General features: G+C 62.2%; 14 protein-coding genes. 7 read left to right on the forward strand and 7 right to left on the reverse strand.

From position 1 onward, the window contains the following. The first annotated feature begins 122 nt into the window (after positions 1–122). The 3 genes from tpiA (at position 123) to prmA (ending at position 2,287) form a co-directional block, all read left to right on the forward strand. Complete coding sequence (tpiA, locus tag ACFE70_RS14220; RefSeq protein WP_375418424.1) at positions 123–893, forward strand: triose-phosphate isomerase; 771 nt, start codon at positions 123–125, stop codon at positions 891–893. Between the two features lie 123 nt (positions 894–1,016). Continuing rightward, complete coding sequence (locus ACFE70_RS14225) at positions 1,017–1,367, forward strand: hypothetical protein (RefSeq protein ID WP_375418425.1); 351 nt, start codon at positions 1,017–1,019, stop codon at positions 1,365–1,367. A gap of 89 nt (positions 1,368–1,456) precedes the next feature. Continuing rightward, positions 1,457–2,287: a 50S ribosomal protein L11 methyltransferase gene (prmA, locus tag ACFE70_RS14230; RefSeq protein WP_375418426.1), complete on the forward strand. Its 831-nt coding sequence runs from the start codon at positions 1,457–1,459 to the stop codon at positions 2,285–2,287. Positions 2,288–2,410: 123 nt separating this feature from the next. Here the strand turns inward: prmA and ACFE70_RS14235 are convergent, their stop codons facing one another. From ACFE70_RS14235 to ACFE70_RS14260, 6 genes are all read right to left on the reverse strand, one after another. Next, on the reverse strand, positions 2,411–3,295 hold the full coding sequence (locus ACFE70_RS14235) for a carbohydrate kinase family protein (protein WP_375418427.1): 885 nt from the start codon (positions 3,293–3,295) through the stop codon (positions 2,411–2,413). A 110-nt stretch (positions 3,296–3,405) separates the two neighbouring features. Next, a complete protein-coding gene (locus ACFE70_RS14240) occupies positions 3,406–4,611 on the reverse strand; it encodes a glycoside hydrolase 100 family protein (protein ID WP_375418428.1) in 1,206 nt (401 codons plus the stop codon). Between the two features lie 95 nt (positions 4,612–4,706). Further along, positions 4,707–6,089 (reverse strand): MFS transporter, encoded by a 1,383-nt coding sequence (locus tag ACFE70_RS14245; RefSeq protein WP_375418429.1) that lies wholly within the window; start codon positions 6,087–6,089, stop codon positions 4,707–4,709. Positions 6,090–6,280: 191 nt separating this feature from the next. Continuing rightward, positions 6,281–8,332, reverse strand: coding sequence for a glycoside hydrolase family 65 protein (locus ACFE70_RS14250; RefSeq protein ID WP_375418430.1), 2,052 nt, complete (start codon positions 8,330–8,332; stop codon positions 6,281–6,283). A 120-nt stretch (positions 8,333–8,452) separates the two neighbouring features. Next, on the reverse strand, positions 8,453–10,018 hold the full coding sequence (locus ACFE70_RS14255; protein WP_375418431.1) for a RagB/SusD family nutrient uptake outer membrane protein: 1,566 nt from the start codon (positions 10,016–10,018) through the stop codon (positions 8,453–8,455). Positions 10,019–10,044: 26 nt separating this feature from the next. Further along, positions 10,045–13,083, reverse strand: a complete 3,039-nt coding sequence (locus ACFE70_RS14260; protein WP_375418432.1) for a SusC/RagA family TonB-linked outer membrane protein — start codon at positions 13,081–13,083, stop codon at positions 10,045–10,047. A gap of 339 nt (positions 13,084–13,422) precedes the next feature. Here ACFE70_RS14260 and ACFE70_RS14265 point away from each other — a divergent pair, with 339 nt between their 5' ends. The 3 genes from ACFE70_RS14265 (at position 13,423) to plsY (ending at position 21,094) form a co-directional block, all read left to right on the forward strand. After that, positions 13,423–14,448, forward strand: coding sequence for a LacI family DNA-binding transcriptional regulator (locus tag ACFE70_RS14265; RefSeq protein ID WP_375418433.1), 1,026 nt, complete (start codon positions 13,423–13,425; stop codon positions 14,446–14,448). A gap of 228 nt (positions 14,449–14,676) precedes the next feature. Then, entirely contained in the window at positions 14,677–20,301 is a 5,625-nt protein-coding gene (locus ACFE70_RS14270) for a hypothetical protein (RefSeq protein ID WP_375418434.1), read from the forward strand. A 160-nt stretch (positions 20,302–20,461) separates the two neighbouring features. Beyond that, the gene (gene plsY / locus ACFE70_RS14275) at positions 20,462–21,094 is read left to right on the forward strand and encodes a glycerol-3-phosphate 1-O-acyltransferase PlsY (RefSeq protein ID WP_375418435.1); all 633 of its coding nucleotides are present in this window, start codon (positions 20,462–20,464) and stop codon (positions 21,092–21,094) included. A gap of 29 nt (positions 21,095–21,123) precedes the next feature. Here the strand turns inward: plsY and ACFE70_RS14280 are convergent, their stop codons facing one another. Then, the gene (locus ACFE70_RS14280) at positions 21,124–21,870 is read right to left on the reverse strand and encodes a DUF5020 family protein (protein ID WP_375418436.1); all 747 of its coding nucleotides are present in this window, start codon (positions 21,868–21,870) and stop codon (positions 21,124–21,126) included. A 90-nt stretch (positions 21,871–21,960) separates the two neighbouring features. Here ACFE70_RS14280 and ACFE70_RS14285 point away from each other — a divergent pair, with 90 nt between their 5' ends. Next, a complete protein-coding gene (locus ACFE70_RS14285) occupies positions 21,961–23,172 on the forward strand; it encodes a hypothetical protein (RefSeq protein ID WP_375418437.1) in 1,212 nt (403 codons plus the stop codon). Positions 23,173–23,186 lie beyond the last annotated feature (14 nt).

Here is a 23,186-nt window from a genome sequence, read left to right on the forward strand (position 1 = left end):
GAGTCTAGGGAAGCAGGAGCGCTACCGGCAAAGGCCGCGCCCGCCGGTGGCGGGCGTGGCCTTTGCCGGTAGCGCCATTAGCTTTGCAGGCTTTATTATCCCTACCCCCCTTCCCTTCGCGTATGCGCCAGAACCTCGTTGCCGGCAACTGGAAAATGAACCTCGACTACCAGGCGGGCCTGGCCCTAGTTTCGGAAATCACCAACATGGTGGCTGATGAGGCTACCGGCCCGCAGGCGCCGCAGGTGGTTATCTGCCCGCCGTTCCCATTTTTGGCGGGGGTAGGCAAGCTGCTGCCGGCCGGCGGGCGCTTCCACCTCGGCGCCCAGAACTGCCACCAGCAAGAAAGCGGCCCCTATACCGGCGAGGTGTCGGCCCGAATGCTACAATCAGTGGGCTGCGAGTACGTGATTCTGGGCCACTCCGAGCGGCGGCAGTACTTCCGCGAGGACGACGCGCTGCTGAGCCAGAAGGTGAAGGCGGCGCTGGCCGCCGGCCTGCAGCCCATCTTCTGCGTGGGCGAAAGCCTCGACACCCGCGAAGCCGATGAAACGTTCGACTTCATTGGCGGGCAGCTGGAAAATGGACTTTTTCACCTCAGCAACGAGGAATTTGACCGCGTAGTCATCGCCTACGAGCCCATCTGGGCCATCGGCACCGGCCGCACGGCCACCAGCCAGCAAGCCCAGGACGTGCACGCCTTCATCCGCGAGCGCCTGGCCCGCGCCTACGACGCGCAGGCGGCCCTGAACACGACCATTCTCTACGGCGGCTCGGCCAACGCCCAGAACGCCCGCGAGCTGTTCGCCCAGCCCGACGTCGATGGCGGCCTCATCGGCGGCGCCTCGCTTAAATCGCGCGACTTTACCGAGATTATCAAGTCGTTTTCGTAGGGTGCGGGGCTTAGCTGCGCTGTCCTTCGGCTGCCCCCGCCCCAATGTTGAACGAACTCCTCAGAACCATTCAGGCGACGCGAACGTCCGGGCGGGGACCAGCCCCGCACCCTACTTACTCCCATGTTCTCCTTCCTACTCACGGCGCTGCTGACGCTAGCCCCTACCCCCCCCGCGGCGCCGAAAGCCTCGCTGGAGTTCTGCCGCATCTACGGCGCGGTATACCTCGAAACTGACCCCAGCCGCCGCTCTTACTGTTTCGGCACGGTGTACGTCGAGCCGGAAGAGGCTTTTGCCAACGTGCTGGTTTTTAAGGAAGACAACAAGCTCTTCGCTGATAAATCCGGCCTCTGGGCCGAGGCGCCCAACCGGGAGTTTGCCGACTATGTGCTCTTCGTGACCACCGAGCGCAACCGGGCCGACTTCACCATTCACTACACCAAAGTGCGCTCGTTTGCGGGCTGCAAAAACTAAAGGAATTATGAGTTGAAAGTTATGAGTTGCCCCGAATTGCCGAATAACAACTCATAACTTTTAACTCATAACTCATAACTAATACAGAAGTGGATTTTATTGAATTGCGCGTCGAGGCGCCCGCCGAGCTGGCCGAGATTCTGATTGCGGAACTGGCCGAAGTAGGCTTCGACACCTTTGAGGACCAGGACTTTGGCTTTTGCGCCTACTGCGCCGAAGATGGTTTCCGGCCCGACGACGTGGCCGAAATCATGAGCCGCTACGAAGGCATCGGCGAGCTGACCTATTCGCACCGCGTGATTACGCGCCAGAACTGGAACGCGGAGTGGGAGAAGAATTTCGAGCAGTTAATTATTGCCGATAAGGTGTCGGTGCGGGCACCGTTTCATCCGAAGCCCGCCGGCATCGAGTATGATATTGTGATTATGCCGCGCATGTCGTTCGGCACCGGCCACCACGAAACCACAGCCCTGATGCTGGAAAATCAGCTTTCGGTGCCCCACGCCGGGCAGCGCGTGCTCGATATGGGCTGCGGCACGGGCATCCTGGCCATCATGGCCGAAAAGCTCGGCGCCCGCGAAATTCTGGCCGTCGACGTGGAGCCCTGGACCGTGGAAAACGCCCGCGACAACGCCCAGGAAAACACCTGCTCCCGCATCGAGTGCCGCCTCGGCGGCGCCGAAACCCTGGCCCAGGAAGCGCCCTTCGACCTCATCCTGGCCAACATCAACCGCAACGTGCTGCTCGAAGACATGCATGAATACAGTCGCCTGCTGCCCACCGGCCGGCCGATTCTGTTTAGCGGCTTTTACGAGGAAGATTTGGCGAAAATCCAGGCCGAAGCCGAGCGGCAGAACTTGGTCTACCAGCGCCATTTGACCTTGCGCAGCTGGGTGTCGGCGCTGTTCGTGAAAGTGTAGCCTTATTCATTTCACGCAGTGTCCCGCAGTGTTAAATCACGCAGTGTTCCGCAGTGCTGTTTAACGCTCGCGCACTGCTCAACACTACGTGATTTAACACTGCGGGACACTGCGTGAAATGATTTACAGCTGCCCACTCAGCCGCCGGCCGGCCAGCTGCTGCCCGGCCGCCACGCACGAATCCAGCCCGCAGCGCTGCATCCAGCTGGTTAAAAAACCGGCCCAGAAAGCATCCCCGGCGCCCGTCGCGTCGTGCACCTGCGCCACGGCCGGCGCTGGCTGGTACTGCCACTCCTCGGCCCCGGCCCGAAACCAGACCCCGCCGCTGCCACAGGTCAGGCACAGGGCGCGGGTGGGCACATCAGCCAGAAAGGCCTTGGCGATTTCAGCTTTGGGCACGACACCGGCAAAGCGAGCCACGTCGTCGAGGCTGACTTTGAGCAAGGGGCAGTGGGCCAGCAGCTGCGCCCACACGGCCTGGCTCTGGTCATGGGGCTGCCAGATGGGCGCGGCGTAGTTCCAATCGACGGACACCGGAATGGCCTGCGCGCTGGCCGCCGCCAGCGCCGCCAGAATATGCTCTTGCGCCGGCGCCCGGCTCAGGGCAAAGGCCGTGGTGTGCACCACAGCGGCGCCGGCCAGCAGGGCCGCCGGCACGGATGCCAGCTGGCAATCGGCGCCGCGGTAGGGAATAAAGCTGGGCGTGGCCGGGCTGCGGCCCACCACAATCAGGCTGGTGGCGTGGCCGGCAAGGCGGGCCACGTGGTCGGTGCTGAGGCCGGCCGCGGCCAGCTCGCGCAGCAGCAGCTCACCGAGGCCATCCTGCCCCACGGCGGCTACCAGCTGCGCCGTGCCGCCGGCGGCCTGCACGAAGCGGCACAGATTGGCCGGGCTGCCGCCGGCTACCGCGCGCAGCGTCGTGGTTTGGGCGAGGTCGGCCACGAAATCGGTGGTCAGCAAATCCACCAGCGCCTCGCCGATAGCCAGCAGGTAGCGGGGTGAGGTCATAATTAATACGCGGGGCTTAGAGCTTGAAGGTTAATGGGTTGACAACTACTGGTTCGGCCGGCGAGCTTTGCTTCCCACTGCCCTTCGGGAAAAAAGAGGGGGTAGGAATCTTAGATTACCAGCCGCTGCCCCCGCCCGTAGGCCTGGGCCAGCAGCTCGCCGGCGGCGCTCCAGGTGCAGTAGGGCACGCCGAGGGGCTGCTGGGTCTGGCCGTGCAGGTTTTCGTAAAACCCCCAATGAGCCGGGTCGGCGGGATTAAGCTGATTGGCGGCGCTGAGGCGGGCGGCAAGCGCAGCGGCCAGGTCGGGCCGCTGGGCCTGGTGCAGGGCCGCGACCAGCCAGCCGTTCCACACCGGCCAGAGGCCACCGTTGTGAAACTCGTGCGCATGGTTGCGGAAGGTATAGGCGTAGTTGTCGGTCAGCTCGGCCAGCAGCGGCTCGGGCGCCTCGATGGCGGGGTCGAAAGCCGGGAGCAGGCCCTCGGCGGCGCGCAGGCGCTGGCTGAGGTGGTGCAGCAAAACCGCGTCCTGCGCCGGCGAACCCACCTTCAGCAGCAAAGCCAGCGCATTGGCCGCTAAATCAAACTGCCGGTAGACCCGCGCCGGGTTGAAGCCCATGAGCCAGAAGCCAGTGGGCGCCGCTTGCAACTGATGAATCAGGTTAGGTGAGTAGAGGCTGGCCGGGTCAGCGCCAGCTTCATGGTCGGGCCAGTAGTTGCGGCCAATGACGGCGCGGATGGCGCCGGCCTTCGCCGGCCATTCCCTACCCCCCCCCTCGGGCCAGAAGCCGGCGGCCAGCTCCAGGGCCCACACGCGCAAGAGCTGGTCGTAGAGCACGTAGCCGTGCTGCACGTACTCGTCGGCCCAGTCGCCGCTTTGCGGCACGTACACCAAGTGCTTGCCGTTGAACTCCCAGGCGTCGAGCACGGCGAAAGCGCGGACTACCTGGGGCCGGTAGGGCTCGGCAAACGCGGCGCCATCGGGCGCGAGCCGGGCGAATTGCAGCAGCCCGATGACGGCCCAGCTCACGTTATCGACGCGGCCACAGTTGCCGCCGTAGCTGGCCTGGCCGCTGGCAGGCGTCACATTCGAGGGAAAAAAACCAGTCGGGTGCTGGTGGGCGAAGATGGTTCTCAGCGTAGCCTGGAAGGTGCCGATTAACTCTTCATCCTGACTGAGCAGCGCGGCCAGGCCGGTGATGACGCCGTCGCGGGTCCAGATGCGCTGGTAGTTGGCCACGTCGTTCACGCTGGCCACGAAGCCGGCGGGGGTACTCGCGGCGCGCAGCAGGGCCAGGGCCTCGAAGGTGGTGGGCATAGCGGGGGTAGGGAATTGAGCTGGCGGCGCGGTTGGGCTTTAGCCCGCAGAGGACGCAGAAGATTGCGCGGAGGTCACAGAAGCGGGCAGCGCGGTCAGGCGTGGCCGGTTTCGGCATCCAGGGATAAGACTTGGTCTTTGCCGGGTCCGCGCACCAGCAGCACGGCCGTGGCCGCCACCAGAAACAGCGCCCCCGCAAACCGGATGACGTTTTCCGGCCGCGAATCAAGTAGGTGCTGGTAGACCCAGGAGAAGGTCAGCGTCTGGAGCAGCATCGGGATGACGATGAACAAGTTAAAGATGCCCATGTAGACGCCCGTGCGGGCTTTGGGGATGCCGCCGGCCAGCAGCGCGTAGGTGGTGCCCATCATGCTGGCCCAGCCGATGCCCAGGCCCAGCATGGGAGCCAGCAGCAGCTTGGGGTCGTGCAGGGCGGGCAGCGCGAGCAAACCCAGACCGGCCAGCGTCAGGCTTAGCATATGCACGGCTTTGGCGCCCAGGCGCCGCACCAGATAAGCCAGCAGAAAGGCGCTGCAAAACGTAACCACATTGTAGGTGCCATTGACTTCGCCCGTGAGCAGCTGGGCCTGCGCAAAGCCGTCGGACTGTTGGTCGGCGGTGTTGTAAATCGTGCGGGCCAGGCAGAGCGTGATGTACTGCCAGTAGCAGAAGATGCCGTACCAGTTGAAGAGCATCATCAAACTCATGCGGCGCATGACGGGTGGCATCTCGCGGATGGCGGCCCCGATTTCGCGCAGCGTGGCCCCTACCCCCCCCGGCTCGGCCCGGATGGCCGCAACGGCCGCCGCATCGAGCGGCTTTTCGCGCACCCTCAAAACCGAGTACAGAATGGCGCCGATGCTGACGGCCGCGCCGATAAAGAAGGCGGCGTAGGTGGTGTGCGGGATATTGTTGGAGCTGCGGGCCGTGGCGCTGAGCAGCCCCAGCGCCACCAGCACCGAGGGCGTGAAGTTGGCCAGCGTGATGCCCAGACCGGTGAAAAAGCTCTGCGTGAGAAAGCCCGTGGCGTGCTGCGGCGCCGGCAGCTGGTCGCTGACGAAGGCGCGGTAAGGCTCCATCGTCACGTTGTTGGCCGCGTCCAGAATCCAGAGCAGGCTGGCGGCCATCCACACCGCCGAACTGAACGGCATGGCCAGTAGACACACGCTGCAAATCAGGGCCCCGACCAGGAAATACGGCGTCCGCCGCCCCCAGCGCGAGGTCGTGCGGTCGCTCATTGCCCCGATAATCGGCTGCACGATAAGCCCCGTCAGCGGCCCGGCCAGCCACAGAAACGGCAGCTTTTCGGGGTCGGCGCCGAGGTAGGAGTAGATGGGGCTCATGTTGGTTTGCTGCAAGCCGAAGCTGTACTGCAAGCCGAAGAAGCCCACGTTCATATTCAGAATGTGCCAGAAGGAAAGCGTGGGCAGGCGCGCGGTGGCGGCACTGGGGGCGGGAGCAGCGGCAGAGACGGCCATCAGGATGAAAGAGGGGGTAGGGAATTAAGAGAACAGTCAAAAACCGTCGGTCTTGCTGAGCCCCGCGAAGCATCTTATCACGCCCCAACGAGCACTAGTCAATAGTTACTGAATTACTGCCTCGTTCTTCAGTGACAGGATGCTTCCTTCGTCAGCATGACAAACGAGTTTTTGTACTTGCAGAAGCATTATCAGCGGCTCACGGAGTACGCTTTGCGCCCAGGCCCTACCCCCGTGATTTTCACCGACTGCCAGCCGGTGGGCAGGGTGGTTTTGGTTTGGGTGATGCCGGCCGGCGTGATGTTCAGCCCGCCGAAGCCCATGAGCACGGCTTGCAGCACGCCGCCGGCGCCGGTGGCGAAGTAGGGGTTGGTGCCGCCCTTGGTTTCGGCGATGACCCGGAAGGGCGGCAGCAGATTGGGCTCGTAAGCGTCCTTGAACCAGAGCCTAGCCTTGTCCGCATTGCCCAGGCGCGAGTAGAGCAGCGCGAAAATAGCCTGCGTCATGGCCGGGGTGCCTTCGGTGGGCACGCGGGTTTCGTAGTAGGTCAGGTCTTTTTTGATTTGGGCGGGGCTGGTGATGACGCCCAGGGGGTAGGCGAGCAGGTTCACGTCGCCCTGCTTGATGCCTTCGCCCTTGTAAGTGGCGTGCTCCTGCGTCACACCGTCGGCCATTTTGAGGATGGGAATGTTCTGGGCCACGTGCAGCCAATCGGCGTTGGCCTTGAGGCCCAAGAGCTTGGCAGCGGCCGTGGCGTTGCGCAGGTTCACTTGGGCGGCGGCGTTGGTGAAGGCGTCGTTGTCCACGTTTTCAGCCCACTCATCGGAGGCCACCACGTTCCTGATGTCGTAGTGGCCAGGGCCGTTGCGCTCGACGCGGCTGGTCCAAAAATCAGCCGTCGCTGATAGGATGGGGTAGCCTTTTTCGCGCAGCCAGTCCCGGTCCTGGGTCACGCAGTAGTACTGCCAGGCGGCCAGCGCCACGCAAGCTGAAATGTGGTGCTCAAACGGGCCGCTCAGGGCCCAGACAGGGGTTTCCTCCACGCCGGAGTCGGCGCTTTCCCAGGGAAACATCGCGCCCTGGTAGCCGTGGGCAAAGGCGTTGCGGCGGGCCGGCGCCAGCCGCTGGAAGCGGTACTCAATCAACGACTTGGCGATTTCGGGGTGCAAGACCAGCAGCGCCGGGAACATCCACACGTCGGTGTCCCAGAACACGTGGCCGTTGTAGCCCAGCCCGGAGAGGCCCATCGGCGAGGGCGAAAAATCGGTGCCCGCCCGCGAAAAGCTGTAGAGGTGATAGAGCATACTGTGCACGTCCTGCTGGGCCTGCGCGTCGCCCTGAATCTGGATATCGCTCTGCCATAGGTCCTGCCAAGCTTTGGCGTGGAAAGCCAGTAGCCGGTCCCGACCCTCCAAGCGGGCGAAGATGGTCAGCCGCTCAGCTTCATTCAGCGGGTCAGCGTGGTGGGCCGAGGTGATGGACGAGCCCGCCACGGCGTAGGCGTAGGTCTGCCCCGCCTTCAGCGCCCGGCTGAATTTCATCAGGTGCATGTTGTTGTCCCACATCTCGTGGATGACCTTGGGCTCCTGCCCGTGCGCTTCGCTGAAGAGAAAGCTGTTGGAGGCGCAGAGCTGAAGCTTGCCCGTCGGGCTGCGCGCCGACGACGTGAGCAGGCTGAGCGTGACGTGGGGCCGGTCGATTTCGTTGTAGTAGTTCTGCGCGTCGCGCAGCGCGTCGGGCGCCTCCATCACGGAGGCGGCGGTCATGGCCAGGTCCTTTTTGGCCGTGATGCTCACGTCGAGCAGCACCGTGAAGGGCAGGTGGCGCAAGGCGTAGTAGGTGTACTTGATAGTGGCCTTGTCGGCGTAGTCGAAGGTCGTCGTGAGCGACGCGCGCTGCATGTCCAACTCCTGCCGGAAGTTGGTGGCGTCTCTGGGGCCCAGGCGCCGGCCGTCCACTTCCAGGTACATATTCAGCAGATTGAAGGAGTTGAGGAAGTTGCTCACCCGGCCCCGGCCGTACTGGTCGTAGGCGCCGGCCAGCACCACGCTCTTCACCTGGAAGGGGGTAGGCGAGGACACGATGCCCAGCATCCCGTTGGCCACAGTCACACCGTAGTAGTTACTGGGGTCCACCTTATCCGCCGTAATGCGCCAAGGGTCGGGCGGCGCGAACGGCGTTTGGGCGGCGAGGGGGGGTAGGGAAATTGAGCAGAGCAGCGCCGCCAGGAGCGCTAACATCATATTTTTCATAACTGGCAGTTGAAAGGTTGAGCCCCACAAAAACAGGCCGTCGGCGACTGCTCAATAGCAGCGACCAACGGCCTGCCTGTGCGTAAGCGGCGGCTTATTAGCGGTTAGTCGCTAGTATCCTGGATTCTGGGTGATGTTTGTGTTTACTGCTATCTGCTGGTTAGGAATGGGGAAGATGAGGTACTTTGGGTCACTAGTCTGCTCCTTCTCCTGGAAAGGGGCTAGGAACTTACCAAACCGGATGAGGTCTTGCCGCCGCCATAGTTCCAGGTACAGTTCCCGGCCGCGTTCATCAAGTAGCGAGTTCAAGTCCAAACTGCTCAGGGCGCTGGCGTTGCGCGAAGGATTCGTGCGAATGGAGTTGACCAGTTCCAGAGGCGTGCTGCCGTAGGTACCGGCTGCGGTAGCGGTGCCACCGCGCAAGATGGCCTCGGCCTTCATCAGCAAAACGTCGGGTAGGCGCAGATGTACCATGTCGTTGTCAATTGTGCCAGCCCCGTTGTTGGTAAAATCCGGCGGGTACTTCATGGGGCGAATGCCGGTGCGCTCCAGAGCAGTAGCATCAGTCTCGATGATTTTTACTTCTGGGGTGAAGGCCAGAGGCGCGCCGGTCCGGTCCTTCAGCGCAACGCCTGTTTGCAGGTCATACTGCTGGCCTACCAGAAAGCCCACGTTCACGTGCTTGCCAGGGTTAGCTGGCCCGTTCTGGTACTCGTAAACCGTACCCTTGCGAATGTCGCGGTCTTCAAACTTGTTGACAAATTCTGACAGTGCCGCCGGTCCGTTGTAGCCGCTAGGCGTCATGTTGTAATGCGAAATAAAGCGCCACAGGTCGAACTGCGCCCCACTGCTTATGCCGCCTTCGTTCAGTTCGGTAAAGATGTTTTCCGTGCCGATAGCCGTGTTAGCGGGCGCGAAATTGTCAAAGTAGTTGGTAGCAAACCGGTAGCGCCCGCTATTAATAATCTCATCGGCCAGGCCAATAACCAGGTTCATGTCGGCCGCGTCAAACGCGGGGGTCGTCCGGTTGGCGTACACTCCCTTGTTGAGGTAGCATTTCATGAGCAAGCCGCGGGCCGCATCCTTATTGGCCCGGCTAGCGGGTCCGTCGGGCAGGTCATTGCGCACAGCCGTTACCTCACTGATGATGTAGGTGAGGGCATCGGTACCCTTGCGTACACGGGGAGTGATGCTCTCATCCTCACCCGGCTCGCGATACGGCGCTTGGTCGTAGAGGTCCAATATCCAATATGTAGCCCAGGCGCGTAGGAATCGGGCCTCGGCGGCTTGTTGCGTACTAGGATTGAAGCGCAGCATATCAGTAGCTGCGAAGACAATGCCGTTCAGGTTGTTGAAGGCATCGCGCACCTGCACGTGGTCCGCATCCCAGTTATGCTGGTGTAGTTGGCGCCACACGCCATTGTCGTCCCAGTCGCCCCCGCGGGTGGGCATAATGCGCTCATCAGTAGTTACTTCCGAAAGGGCAAACACCTGAGTGGCCCCTTGAAAAGGACTGCGCATAGAGAGGTACACGCCATCGAGCAGAGCCGCCGCATTGCCACCGGTGCTGCTTATCTGGCTACCGCGGATAGTTCCCTGAAACTCTTCGTTAATCTGGCAGCTATTCGCTAGCTGAAGCACGGCCAGCATAGCCGCCGCGCTGAGTATCTTCTTCATAGAATGAATAAGCTAAAGGGGTGGGATTACAAGGAGAAATTGACGCCAAATGTGAACGTGCGAGCAGTGGGGTAGCCGGTGTAGTCAATCCCCGCTGACGGCACTCCGTTCACCGCTTTATTAGTGTTGATTTCGGGGTCGAAGCCCGAGTAGTTCGTAAGCACGAACAGATTCTGGCCGATGGCGTAGACGCTGGCCCCCTTAAACGCTTTGCCGATGTCGCCTAGCGCATACGACAGCGTCAGGTTGGTAAGCTTCACGTAGTTGCCGCTTTCCAGGAAGCGCGAGGAAGGCGCAAGACGATTGCTGAGAGATTCCTTCGTGGGGTCCTCAAAGTTGCTCAGGGCGATGTTCTTACCACCCTGAATCTGGCTTACATTGAGCACGCTGTTAAGCGTGTTGTTGTAAATCTTGTTGCCAAACACTCCGTTGAAGTTACCCGTCAGCGACAGCTTCTGGAAGCGGAAAGTGGTGCTCAGGCCCGCCAGCGTGGTGGGATTGGGGTTGCCCAGGTAGCGGGGCGCCCCGAGGTCGGCGTAGGAAGCCTGCCCGGTTTCATCGATGCCCTCAAACTGCTGGGTAAAGTAGGAGTTAATGGGGTAGCCGCTCTGAATCCGTTCTATGGTCACGCCCGACAGACCCTGGCCGTTCAGCGCACCCGTAAAAATGGGAGCGGACAGACCCGACACATTATTGCGAATAAAGGTCGCGTTAGCGGTAAAGCTCAAGCCGAAGCGTGGGTTATCGACCGGCGTGACGCCAGCAATCAGCTCCACGCCTTTGTTTACGATGGTAGCGTCAAGATTATCCCACTGTACTACCGAGCCGGGCGCGGCGGGTTGAGTTGGTGAGAGCGGATACAGCAGGTCCGTAGTTTTCTTGTAGAAATAATCCGCAGTCAGCGTCACACGGTTGTTAAACAATGCTACATCTAGGCCGGCATTGTACTGCTCATCCGACTGCCACTTCAGGTCTGGGCTTGGCGTGTTGACCCGCCGAACCGCGCCGTTGCCGTTGGGTAAGAATATGTATTGGTCTCGCGCCGCGCCCGCCGGAAACTCCTGATTGCCAGTACGGCCGTAGCCGACGCGCGCCTTCAGCTGGTTGATGGCATCTACTTTTAGGAAGTCTTCTTGGCTGATATCCCAGGCTGCCGATAGCGACGGGAAGTAGCCGTACTGGTTGTTGTCGCCAAACTTGGTGCTACCGTCGCGGCGCAGGGTAGCTGTCAGAAGGTAGCGCTCCTTATAGTTGAGGATGGCGCGGCCGAAATACGACTGCAACTCAGAAGCGGGGTCCACGAACGATGAGATATTGCGAGCCGATGTATTGGATATCTGGATGTAGTTGGTGTAGTCCAGTCCGTAATTACCGAAGCCGCCAGCCGCGGGTCCTAGTGCGTTCACGTTCGAGCCCGAATAGCCAAACTTGGTATATTCGTAGCCCAGCAGCGCGGTCACATTCAAGTCGACGCCTAGCCGCTTGTTGAAGTTGAGCGTGTGCGTCATCTGCTGAGTTTGCAGCTCAGTATTGCCGATGGCGGCGTAGCCCCGGCCCTGGTAGTCGTTGATGTTGAGGCGCTGGTCATAGGAGGTGCGGCGGATGCCGGTGCTGTAGTTGGCCGAAATTAGCGCGCGGTACTCCAGCCAATCGGTAAACTTATAATAAGGTGAAATCGACGCTAGGGCAGTCGTAACGCGGGAATTATCGTTGGTGTACTCCAGCGTGGCTACGGGATTGACAGTAGAGGTACCTATTCGGGATATCGGCAGGCCATTGGCGCCATACAGCGAGTCAGTTGGATTCCACTGCAAGGCTTGACCAATGAGGCTGCCCCGGAAGTCGCCGTTGTTGGTGATGGGTGCCAACTGCTCGCGGAACTGACTGGCCGTGATATTCACGTCAAGTCCCAAACGCTTGCTTTCCAGAAATTTCAAATTGGTCGCGAGGTTGGCGCTGTATTTCTTGAAGCCGGATCTTTTGATAATACCATCCTGGTTGAGGTAGCCGAGCGAAAGCCGGTAGCGGCCGTTATCGCTGCCGCCGCTCAGGGCTACATTGTAATTCTGGAGTGGAGCGGTTTGCAGAATAGCTTCCAACGGGTCGTTGCTTTGGCCCCGGTCGTTGGTCGGGGAAGCACCATAATAGGTCAGCGCTTGCCGGAACTGGGCAGCGTCGAGCACCTCAATCCGGCGCATGATGTTCGAGAAGCCACCCGATATGCCTACATCCAGCCGGGGTTCGCCCGACTTGCCCCGCTTAGTGGTGATGAGCACCACGCCATAAGCTGCCCGCGAGCCGTAAATGGCCGTGGCGGAAGCATCCTTTAGGATATCAATTGACTCTATGTCGGACGGATTCAGAAAGTTAAGCGGGTTGCTGTCGGGACTATCACCAAAAGAGGTAGTCAGGCCCGGCCGGGCCGTGCGGCCATCGAGTGGCACGCCGTCAATTACATAAAGCGGCTGACCAGTGCCCGTCACGGCCGAGTTGCCCCGGATGCGGATGGTGGCCGCGCCGCCGGGTTGCCCACTGTTCTGGGTTACCTGTACGCCCGAAGCCCGGCCCTGAATAAGCTGGTCGGGGGAAGTGAAAGTGCCCTTGTTGAAGTCTTTCGGGCCCAGATTGCTCACCGCCCCGGTCAGGTCCTGCTTGCGCACCGAGCCATAGCCGACGACGACGACGTCGCCCAGCGCCTGGGCATCTTCCCGCATTGTGACCTGCACCGATGACTTGCCTGTGATGCTGACCGTCTGCGCGGAATAGCCCACGAACGAGAAGGACAGCGAAGTAGCCGTCTCCGGCACTTGCAGTTCAAAGCCGCCATCGGCGCCAGTGCTGGTACCCACCGTCGTGCCGACCACGAGGACGGTTACGCCCGGCAGGCCGCCGCCCTGCCCGTCGGTCACCTTGCCGGAAATGGCCCGCGTTGCTTGCGCTTGGCTCAGCAGCGGCAGCAGCATGAGCAGCGCACCGAGCGCCAGCAGCTTCAGCAGCGCGAGCCGGTTTCGGCCCGCCTGCGTCGGGGCCGGCAAACCGGCCCGAATCAGTAGAGTGATGGACATAAGAGGAGTGATTGAAAAGATGAGTTGACTTTGTTATGTGGTAAAGATTATCGTTTTACTACTAGTAAGTCAAGTAGCGCCTTTGCGTTTAGGCAGGATTCTGCTCCGAAATCGATTACGTAACCGATTTCGCTTTCTAAAATTTTTTAAGTGGTTGCTTCTCAAACGTAACGCCGGATGCCATTTGGAGCTAAAGAAGGTTTGGTAAGCTCTTACGCTTGGGTTGCAAACGATTGCGACTTGACTGCGCTGGCTGAGCGGCAATACCCCTTTTTTGCCCTTAGCTTTGGCTGCCTCTGCCAGTCCATTCCCTACCCCCGTCCCACCCCGCCAAGCCTTATGAAACGAGCCACGCTACGCGACATTGCCCAAGTTCTCGGCGTGACCGTGGCTACGGTCTCGCGGGCGCTGAAAGATTATCCCGATATCAGCCTGAGCACCAAAAAGCTGGTGATGGCCACCGCCGAGCGCCTGCACTACACCCCGCACCCGCTGGCCGTGAAGCTGCGCCAGAAAGCCTATAAAGTAATTGGCGTGGTCGTGCCCGACATTGTGCACCCGTTTTTCTCTGACGTCATCAGTGGCATCATCGACGTGGCGGAGGCCCAGGGCTACCACGTCATCCTGAGCCAGTCGAACGAGAATTTTGAAAAGGAAATCCGCGTCACGCAGATGCTGCAAGCCACCGGCGTGGACGGCCTGCTGGTGTGTTTGAGCAACGAAACGGCCACCGTGGACCATCTGCGGGCCCTACAGAACTACGACCTGCCCATCGTGCTGTTCGATAAAGTGAGCCGCGACTTTGACGCCAGCAGCGTGGAAACCAACGACTTCCAGGGCGCCTACGACGCCACGACCCACCTGCTGCAACAGGGCCTGACGCGCATTGCCCACCTCAAGGGCCCGCCCCACCCCGAGAACACCCGGCAGCGCTTCGCCGGCTACCAGGCCGCGCTAGCCGCCGCCGGCCGGCCCTTCCGCCCCGAATACGTGGCCGAGTGCACTGAGGTAGTGCACGCCGAGGGCTTTCGGTTTGCCCAGCAGTTTATGGCCTTGCCGGAGCCGCCCGATGGCATCTTTGCCGTCACCGACTCAGTGGCTATTGGTGCGCTCATGGCGCTCAAAGAAGGCGGCTACCGCGTGCCGGAGCAGGTCGCGCTCATTGGCTTTTCCGACTGGGCAGTGTCGGCGCTGATTGAGCCGGCCGTCAGCTCCGTGGCCCAGCCGGGCTACGACATCGGGCGCCGGGCCAGCGAGCTGCTGCTAACGGAAATCCGGCAGCTGCGCGACAATGAGCCCATTACCCATCAGCACCTGTCGCTGGCGGCGACTATCCGGGTGCGGGCCTCGTCCTTGCGAAAATAGCATGGCCTGTGTAAGTCAGCGCGGGCGCCGTTAGATTATAATATAATAGGTGTCGGTTGAGGGTCGTTTCTGCACGGACTTACGAAGCTCGCGCTACGGCCGACTATCCATCTGGCACGGTTTCGGCCGGTTTTGCGTTCTGCGCGGGGCGTATGTGATAATTATTGCCGAAATTGTATTCCGGACGGGCTTGGGTTAGCGGTAAGCCATTTTTATTGTGACTATTCTATGAAGCTTTCGGCTCTTATACCTACTTTCCTCTTTACCGCGGCCAGCCTCCTGGGCGCGCTCGCGCCGGCCCTGGCCCAAACCAAGCGGCCTACCCCCCCTGCTACGGCCAAGCCCGCCGCACCCGCTACGCCGCCCGCAACCGCGCCCAACGCAGCAGCACCCAAAATTGCGCCGCCGCTGCGGGTCAGCGACAAGTTTGTGGGCAAGCTCTCGACCGACCCGGCGCAGTACATTCTCGACGTGCAGACGATGATGGTGAGCACCAACAGCGCCTCGGCGCGCACGGCCGCCGCTAATCTGCGCACACTCTGGGGCTCCAACCGGCTCACGGCCACCCAGCAGGGACGCATCGTGGCCATCTCGCAGCAATTGCTGGCCAAGAAATTCCGGCCCCGGCCGCACTTCGAGGCCTTGTTTACGGCCATCACGGGCGGGGCGGGCGCCGGGCCGGCCAAGCTCAGCGACCAGCAGATGGACCAGTTTCTGGACGTGCTCAGCCAGAGTGTGGACCAGGAGCCGGTGGTGCAGACCGAGAAATTTCTCTTCGGTAGCGCCCGCCTGCTCGGCAGCGGCGTGCTCTACCGCTCCGGCTTCAACAGCCTGAAAATGAAGGGCGGCACGATTTCCTTTGCCTACAATGCTGCCCCGGCCGAGAGCACCGAGGAGTTTGGCGCGCCCGAGCCGGCCAAACCGGCCGCGCCCGCCGCCAAGCTGGCTGCAGCTGCGGCTAAAAAGCCCGCTGCCAAGCCGGTGGCTAAAGCCGCGCCGAAAAAGAAAAAAGCCAGCAGCAGCGGCTGGGACACCTCCGACCTGTGGTCGTCGCCGAGCGGCGGGGGCTGGGGCGACAACGATGGCTGGGGTGCTCCCACGAAGAAGGCGGCTCCGAAAAAAGCTGTGGCCAAGGCGCCGGCCAAAGCTGCCGTGCCCGCCGCCAAAGCCTCATCGGCCCCTACCCCCCCCGCCGCTGCCAAAGCCGACGACTTCGACCAGGGCGCCTTCACCCCGACCCCCGACGCGGCTTATGATACCTACGTGGCGCCACCCGCCCGCGGGGCCGTGTTCGTGATTAAGGACGCTGATGTGCAGCTGGCTACGGCCGGCGACTCGGTGACCTTGCGTAAGGTGAGCGGCACGGCCGTGCCCGGCACCAACCGCTTCATCGCCCAGGGCGGACAGCTGGCCTGGACCATCCGGCAGAACCCGGTGACGGCTGACTTGCAGGGGTTTGACTTCGACATGGGCAAGCCCGAGTTCACGGCCCAGCCTGTCACGCTGACTTACGCCGCCGTGCTGGAAGCGCCCGTGAAGGGCGCCCTGAGCTACAAGGCCACCCGCCGCAAGCCCGGCGCGGCCGATAATTCCTACCCCCGCTTCATCTCCCTGACCAACGACGCGCGCCTCAAGAACGTGGGCCAGAACATCAGCTACCGCGGCGGCCTCTCGTTGGCCGGCGGCCGGCTGCTCAGCGCCGCCCTCGACGGCTCGGCCTCGCGGCTGCTGGTGAGTTTGGCGGGCCAGCCTAAGTTCAAGGCCTCGTCGCGGGCTTACGTGCTGGGCGACTCGGTGATTACGGCTGACCGCGCCGCCGTCACGATCTATCAGGGTACCAAGGACTCGATTACCCATCCGGGCGTGACGCTTAAGTACTTGAAAGGCAAGCAGATGCTGAAGCTGGCCCGCGAACAGGGCATCTACAAAAACACGCCTTACTCCGACTCTTACCACCAGATGGATGTGCGCACTGAGCTGCTGACCTGGCAACTCAACAAGCCCACCATCGACTTTGCCATGCTCACGGCCAAGGACCAGGTGACGGCCGACTTTGAGAGCAAGGAGTTTTTTACCAACACCCGCTACCAGCAGCTCAAGAGCATCAACCATCTGCACCCGCTGCAGATGCTGGTCGGCTACAGCCGCAGCCACGACAACGCCAAGAAGCTGAACGTGAGCACGATGGCCGAGGACCTGAAAATGTCGGAGCCCAACCTGCGCTCAGCCATCGCCGGCCTGGCCCGCGACGGCTACGTGCAGTGGACGGCCCTCACCGGTGAGGTGCTGCTCCTGCCCAAGGGCCTGCATTACGTGGCGGCGGCCCGCGACAAAAAGGATTTCGACCACCTGGCCATCAAGTCGTTGGCTGGCTCGGGCCGCAACGCCACGCTCAACCTGGACAACAACGTGCTGCTGGTGCGCGGCGTCGATAGGTTCAACTTCTCGGACGACTCGGCTTCGGTGTTCGTGCAGCCCGACTCGGGGTTGATTCGGATTGAGCGCAACCGCAACATCAAGTTCAGCGGCCGGGTGGTGGCGTCGTCGTTTACGTTTCGGGGCCGCGAGTTTCAGTTTGACTACGACGGCTTTTTCGTCGATATGCCCAAGCTCGACTCGGTGGTGGTGCGCAGCAAGGTGCGCAAGCCGACTGCGCCCGGTGCGCCCGACCACTCCGATTTCGCCCTCACCAACCGCGGCAAGCAGACCTCGGGCCGCCTCTACATCAACGACCCGCGCAACAAATCGAACCGCAAGAAGGCCGGCGCCTACCCCGCCTTCAACTCAGCTTCGCCCACGACTGTATTTTTCAACAAGTCCGACGTGCTGGGGGGCGCCTACGACACGACCATGCACTTCGACATCCCGCCCTTCCGGCTGGATTCGCTCAACAACGTGGCCCGCTCCACGGCCGGCTTCGAGGGCGTATTCAACAGCGGCGGCATCATGCCACCCATTAAGACCAAGCTCCTGATGCAGGACGATGGCTCGCTGGGCTTTACCCACAGCGTGCCGACAGCGGGCTACCCCCTCTACGGCGGCAAAGGCCAGCTAACGGGCAAGGTGAGGCTCGACGGCAAGGGCCTGCAAGCCGGCGGCAGCGTAAAATATTTGAGTGGCACGTTTGCCTCCGACCAGTTTATTTTCTACAAAGATTCAACCGTGACGCAGGGTAAGTCGGGCGTCATTGCGGGCGTCACGACGGGCGGCGTCGATTTGCCCAAGGTGAATCTGCCCGCCAGCTACCTCATGCGCTGGGCCGCCCGCACCGACTCAATGTTCCTGACCACGCCGCGCTCGGGCGAGCCGCTCAAGCTCTACGCCGGCACGCACAACTTCAAAGGCACGGCCGTGTTCACGCCCCAGGGCCTGGGCGGCGAGGGCCGCTTCGAGGGGCCGCAGTCATTTATCAAGTCGCCGGAGCTGAGCTTCAAAACCAACGGCTACACCGGCAAAAAGGCCACGCTGAGCGTCAAGTCGGCCGAAGCCAACAAGCCCGCGCTCACGGCCAACGATGTGGCGTTCGACTACAACCTGCAGAAAGGCTACGCCGACTTCACCCGCGAAGCCGGCTCCAAGGCCAGCATCGACCTGCCGTATTCGCAGTTTAAAACCACGCTCAGCGGCGGGCGCTGGGACTTCAAGAAGAAGGTGGTGCAGCTGCGCGTGGCGGCCGGTACCGACTCGACGACTTCGTACTTTACCTCCGTCAAGCCCGAGCAGCACGGCCTGCGCTTCCGCGCCGCCCAGGCCACCTATGATTTGGCCAAGTACCAGCTCGAAGCCCGCGGCGTGCCGCATATTGCCTCGGCCGACGCCTGGATTATTCCCGATTCGGGCCGCGTGAGCGTCATGGCCGGCGCCCGCATCAAGCCCCTGCGCAACTCGGAGGTGCTGCTCGACTCGCTGGCCCGGTTCCACAAGCTCTACCAGGGCAACATCACGGTGCTCTCGCGCGATGCGTTCAGCGGCGACGCCATGTACCGCTTCAAAACCGCCGCCTCGGACTCAGTGGCCATCCGCTTTGCTAACTTTCAGTCGGGCGACTCGACGGGGGTAGGCGCGCTGGCCAGCGTGAGCCCCACCAAGAAGCGCGGCCTGCTCGGCAGCCGCAAGTCGGCCCCGGCCGCGCCCAGCGGTACGCGCGGCGCCACCACCGCCGTGGCCGCCGTGCAGCCCACCGACAACTTCGAGGTGGCCCCGCACATCGCCTACCGCGGCGACATTCTGCTGAACTCGCAGCGGCGCGGGCTGGTGTATAACGGGCAGGCGCAGCTGCAGTTTGGCAAAGACAAATACGCCGGCGACTACTTCGTGGTGCGCGACAGCATCGACCCTAAGGCGGTGAGCATCAACCTGCGCGAGCCCAAGACTGAGGACGGCGGCGCACTGTTCACGGGCCTGTATTTGTCGGATAACACCAACATCATCTATCCGCTCTACGCCGGCGTGAAGGGCAGCGAGACGGACCTGAACTTCCTGCCCGTGGACGGGCAGCTGCGCTACGACGCCAAAACCCGCGACTACACCCTCTCGCGCCACGACCTGACCGACCCCAATAAATACGGTGGCGCCGCCCTCACGTATCACGACGCCACCGGCCGCCTCGACTTCCGCGGTCCGCTCACCTTCATCAGCAACAATAAGAACTTCGCCATCAGCGGCAGCGGCGTGGGCAGCGGCCAGCCCGACAGCGCCCGCTATAAAGTGGATGCGCTGCTGGCTTTCGACATCAGTCTGCCGCAAAAAGCCGTGGAAGCGTTAGTCGCCCGCATCGGCAGCGTCACCAAAAACTCGCCCCCCGCCCTGGAAGCCTCGGCCAACGACCTCTACAAGCTGGGCGAATTTGCTGAGCAGCGCGACCTGGAAGGCTACGCCAGCCGCGGCGGCACGGCCCTCTCCAAGATTGCACCCAAGCTTCAGTTGCACACCCTAGTGCTCAACAAGGTCGATTTACGCTGGAACTCCAAGCTCAAGGCCTGGTACTCGGTGGGCAAGCTCGGCTTGGCCGGCGTGGGCAAGCGCGACGTGAACGCACAACTGGATGGCTACGTGGAAATTAAGCGCGAAAACAACGCCGACCTGGTCGAGATGTATCTCGAAGTAGAGCCCCAGACCTGGTACTACTTCAAGTACGCCAACGGCCTGCTGCTCACCAAATCGGCCGATGATGATGGCTACAACTACGCCATCAGCTCGAAGGCCAAATACGACTACAACACGGCCACTGACTACGGCGTGTTCGTCGGCGACCTGGCCGATGTGGACGGCTTCCGGGCGCGCTTCCGCAAAGAGCACCTGGGTCAGACCGGCAAGCTGCCCGCTCGCGTCGAGGCCCCGGCCAAGACCGAGGACTTTGGCGATGACGCCGGCAAGAAGAAAAAGCGTAAGAAGGGCGACGTCTTCGAGCCCGAAACCGGCGCCGCCCCCGGCGCCGAGCCGGCGCCGACTGCTCCCGAGCCGTCGGGCAGCAAGAAAAAGAAGCAGCGCAAGGACGACCCCTTCGGCGACGGCGTACTGGAAGTGCCGCCTACTTCAGCCCCTACCCCCCCCGCCAGCGCCAAGCCCACCGAAGCGGATGCTCCGGCCCCGAAGCCCGCCCAAAAAGCGGAGCCCGCCACGCCCGACGCCGACCCCAACAGCGGCCTGCTTGAATCTCCTACCCCCGCTGAGCCCGCCAATGCCCCCGCCGAGGACGGCAGCAAGCGCCTGCGCAAACAAAAGACGAAGCAGAAAGCCGCCGACGAAGTGCCCACTGACGAGCCGGCCGACCAGCCCACCGAGGAGCCGGTGAAAAAGCGCAAGGAGAAAAAGAAGAAAAACGCGGCCGACGACCCCTTCGGCGATTCGTAGGCGGCGAACCGTCCAGAAGAACGTCAGGTAGCACGCAGCGCAGCATCTTACCAGGGAAGTAACTCAATCGTTATAAGCCGTTGATTACTTCCCCCGGCAAGATGCTGCGCTGCGCTCAGCCTGACGTTCTTTTGTGTCGTTAACTTCCCGCTCGCCTTCCATGCTTTCGCCTTATCTAACCCTGCCCCTGGCTTACCTGCTGGGCTCCATCCCAACGGCGCTCTGGGCCGGACGCTGGCTGTTCGGCCTACCCGACATCCGCGAGCACGGCTCCGGCAATGCCGGCGCCACGAACACCTTTCGGGTGTTGGGCAAGCAAGCCGGCTCCCTGGTTATGGCCGTCGATGTGCTTAAGGGCTTTGTGGCGGCCTCACTGCCCAAATGGCTGGCGAATGACACCATTGCGGACAATCAACTTTTATACTGGCAGCTGGGCTGCGGGGCGCTGGCCGTGCTGGGCCACATCTACCCGGTGTTCGCCGGGTTTCGGGGCGGCAAGGGCGTGGCCACGGTGCTGGGCATGATGCTGGCCATCGCGCCGGCGGCGGTGGGCGTCTGCCTGCTGGTATTTATGGCCATGCTGCTGGCCTTCCGCTACGTCTCGCTGGCCTCGATGACGGCGGGCTTGGCCTTTGCATTCTTGCAGCTCCTACCCCCCTTCCGCCCGGCCAACTCCGTGCTGGTCGGCGTCGGCTTCGTGCTGGCCGGGCTGCTCATTTACACGCACCGGGCCAACATCGGGCGGCTCCGGAGCGGGACCGAGAGCCGGGTACCGCTGTTTGGGCGGCAGTAAGGGCGGGGTTGGTACGCTTTTGTTTTCTATCAAAACTGGTACTTGGCTCCCAGCGTCGGGTAAAGCTGGACGGTGTTATCGGCGCGGAGCAGGTGGTAGAAAATATTCAGGCGAGTGCCGACCGCGAAGCCCTTCCGCACGGTGAGCCACACCTGAGGGTCGCCAAAAAAGGCGAACTTCTTGCCGCGCAGGCCAGCCGTGTACGAGTTGCCCTGGTTCCGGTTTTCAGTCCAGCCCACCAAGCTGCCGCTGACCAGCAGCTTGTAGTTGAAAAAGCCCCGGCCGAGGTAAAGCGTCACCTGCGGGTCGTAGCTGGGCCGGTCGAAGGCGCTGTAGCGGTAGAGCACGTTGGCTGCCAGCCAGGCGCCCTTCCACTGAAAGGGGTAGGAGAAGCCCGCGCCGAGCGTGCTGGCCAAGTAATAGCCATAGCCGTCCGGCGTGACGCCCAGCCCGCCGCTGTAGCTGAGCGCCAGGAACACCTTGGGCTGCCAGAAGCGCAGTGTTTGGGATAGCTGCGCGTAGAGCTGCCCTATATTGCGGCGCCGGCCGGTCAGGTCGGCCTGCATCTTGAGCAGAAATGCGCCGTGGTTGAGCGTGTCCACGTTCTTGAAGTACTCGAAGCTGAGCGACGGAAAGTTGGCCATATTCCGGGCCGGGTCGAGAGTGCGGCGCAGGTCGTAATGGAGTTGCAGGTTTTGCGTTTGGGCGCGGTGAGCCAGCAGCAGGCCCGCGCAGAGCAGTAGGATTTTTACGGTCGCCATGTTTCGTTTTTGCATAGGGCGAAGGTCCGGCCGCGCCCAACAGAAAGACGGAATTGCCCTGGAAACCTCGAGCAATGCCGCGGAAATGTCGTAGAATCAAGCTGTATGCCCAACGAGCGGAACGAAGCGGCTTTTATAAGCCTGTTTAAGGAGACCTGCCGCCGAGGCCTAGGGCATTCCCTGACTACCCCTCTATCGGAGGCCGAGAGCAAGGTGTTGTCGGCCGCCATTTTCGAGCAAACCGGTCTCGTGGTGGGCGGCAAGAGCCTGAAGAACTACTCGCTTTATGTGCTCAAGAGCGCCGAAGGCAAGCAGGAAAACCCGTCGGTCGCCACGCTCGACACGCTGGCGCGCTTTATCCTGGGCGCGCCCTACAGCGACGAAGCGCAGCGCAAAAGCAACGAGGGCCACTACCCCTACTGGTTTCGCTACCGCAGCCAGCACGCGGCAGACGCTTCGGCGACGCCCGAACTATCCGTGCCTACCCCCCCTACTGTGGTCCGACTGCCGGCGCTGAAGCGATTTATCCTGCCGGTCGTGGTGGTCCTGCTTATCGGCCTGGGTCTGTGGTGGGGCCGCCGCTTGCTGCCTGCCGCGCCGGGCGATTTTGCGGAGCCGTTTACCAGCGCCGCCCCGGACTCCTTGCGCGCCCGCGGCTGGACGGTGCAGCACCTCGACACTGCTTGGTGGCGCAAGAGCGCCGCCCGGCCCGGTTACCTGACGCTTTACACGCTGCCCGGCGACAACTGGCCCGCCGCTGCCACTGCTCCGCTCAAAAACCTGCTGGTGCACCGGGTCGCGGCCGGGTGCTTCTCAGCCGAAATCCACTTCCGCAACTTCTTTCCGGCCCACAACTGGCAGCAGGCCGGCCTGCTGCTCTCCGAGAACGAGACTTTCACCGGGAAGGTGATTCGCGTGTCGCTAGCTTATAACAACTACTTCGGCGGTTATGCCCGGCCGCCCGAGATACTCATCCAGGGCATCAGCTCGACCGAGGCGGCGGGCGGCAGCAAACCCGAAGAGTTTGCCCATATTACCTTGTTCACCCTGCGCCAACCCGGCGATAGCCTCGTGGCTAGCAACCTGCGCCAGTCAGCCCTGAAGATTGAAAAACGTGGCCGCCACTTTCGCTTCCTCTACACGGCGGGCGCGCTGGAAAGTTTTGCCTTCAAAGAAGCCGCGCGCGGCGACTTCGCCCTGGAGCCGCGTTACGTGGCTGTATTTGCTACGCAGGGCGCGGCGCCTAGCAGCCATATTTCGCCGGTCCAGGTGGATTTCGTCAGCCTGACCAAGCTGCCCTGTGAGGATGGTGAGTAATAATTCCCTACCCC

It is taken from the genome of uncultured Hymenobacter sp., from assembly GCF_964243305.1.
Classification (GTDB): domain Bacteria; phylum Bacteroidota; class Bacteroidia; order Cytophagales; family Hymenobacteraceae; genus Hymenobacter.

Excerpts from the sequence above, each read along its gene's own strand:
- tpiA (WP_375418424.1), top strand. The coding sequence starts at position 123 with ATGCGCCAGAACCTCGTTGCCGGCAACTGGAAAATGAACCTCGACTAC.
- ACFE70_RS14225 (WP_375418425.1), top strand. The coding sequence starts at position 1,017 with ATGTTCTCCTTCCTACTCACGGCGCTGCTGACGCTAGCCCCTACCCCC.
- ACFE70_RS14235 (WP_375418427.1), bottom strand. The coding sequence starts at position 3,295 with ATGACCTCACCCCGCTACCTGCTGGCTATCGGCGAGGCGCTGGTGGAT.
- ACFE70_RS14240 (WP_375418428.1), bottom strand. The coding sequence starts at position 4,611 with ATGCCCACCACCTTCGAGGCCCTGGCCCTGCTGCGCGCCGCGAGTACC.
- ACFE70_RS14245 (WP_375418429.1), bottom strand. The coding sequence starts at position 6,089 with ATGGCCGTCTCTGCCGCTGCTCCCGCCCCCAGTGCCGCCACCGCGCGC.
- ACFE70_RS14250 (WP_375418430.1), bottom strand. The coding sequence starts at position 8,332 with ATGATGTTAGCGCTCCTGGCGGCGCTGCTCTGCTCAATTTCCCTACCC.
- ACFE70_RS14255 (WP_375418431.1), bottom strand. The coding sequence starts at position 10,018 with ATGAAGAAGATACTCAGCGCGGCGGCTATGCTGGCCGTGCTTCAGCTA.
- ACFE70_RS14260 (WP_375418432.1), bottom strand. The coding sequence starts at position 13,083 with ATGTCCATCACTCTACTGATTCGGGCCGGTTTGCCGGCCCCGACGCAG.
- ACFE70_RS14265 (WP_375418433.1), top strand. The coding sequence starts at position 13,423 with ATGAAACGAGCCACGCTACGCGACATTGCCCAAGTTCTCGGCGTGACC.
- ACFE70_RS14270 (WP_375418434.1), top strand. The coding sequence starts at position 14,677 with ATGAAGCTTTCGGCTCTTATACCTACTTTCCTCTTTACCGCGGCCAGC.
- plsY (WP_375418435.1), top strand. The coding sequence starts at position 20,462 with ATGCTTTCGCCTTATCTAACCCTGCCCCTGGCTTACCTGCTGGGCTCC.
- ACFE70_RS14280 (WP_375418436.1), bottom strand. The coding sequence starts at position 21,870 with ATGCAAAAACGAAACATGGCGACCGTAAAAATCCTACTGCTCTGCGCG.
- ACFE70_RS14285 (WP_375418437.1), top strand. The coding sequence starts at position 21,961 with ATGCCCAACGAGCGGAACGAAGCGGCTTTTATAAGCCTGTTTAAGGAG.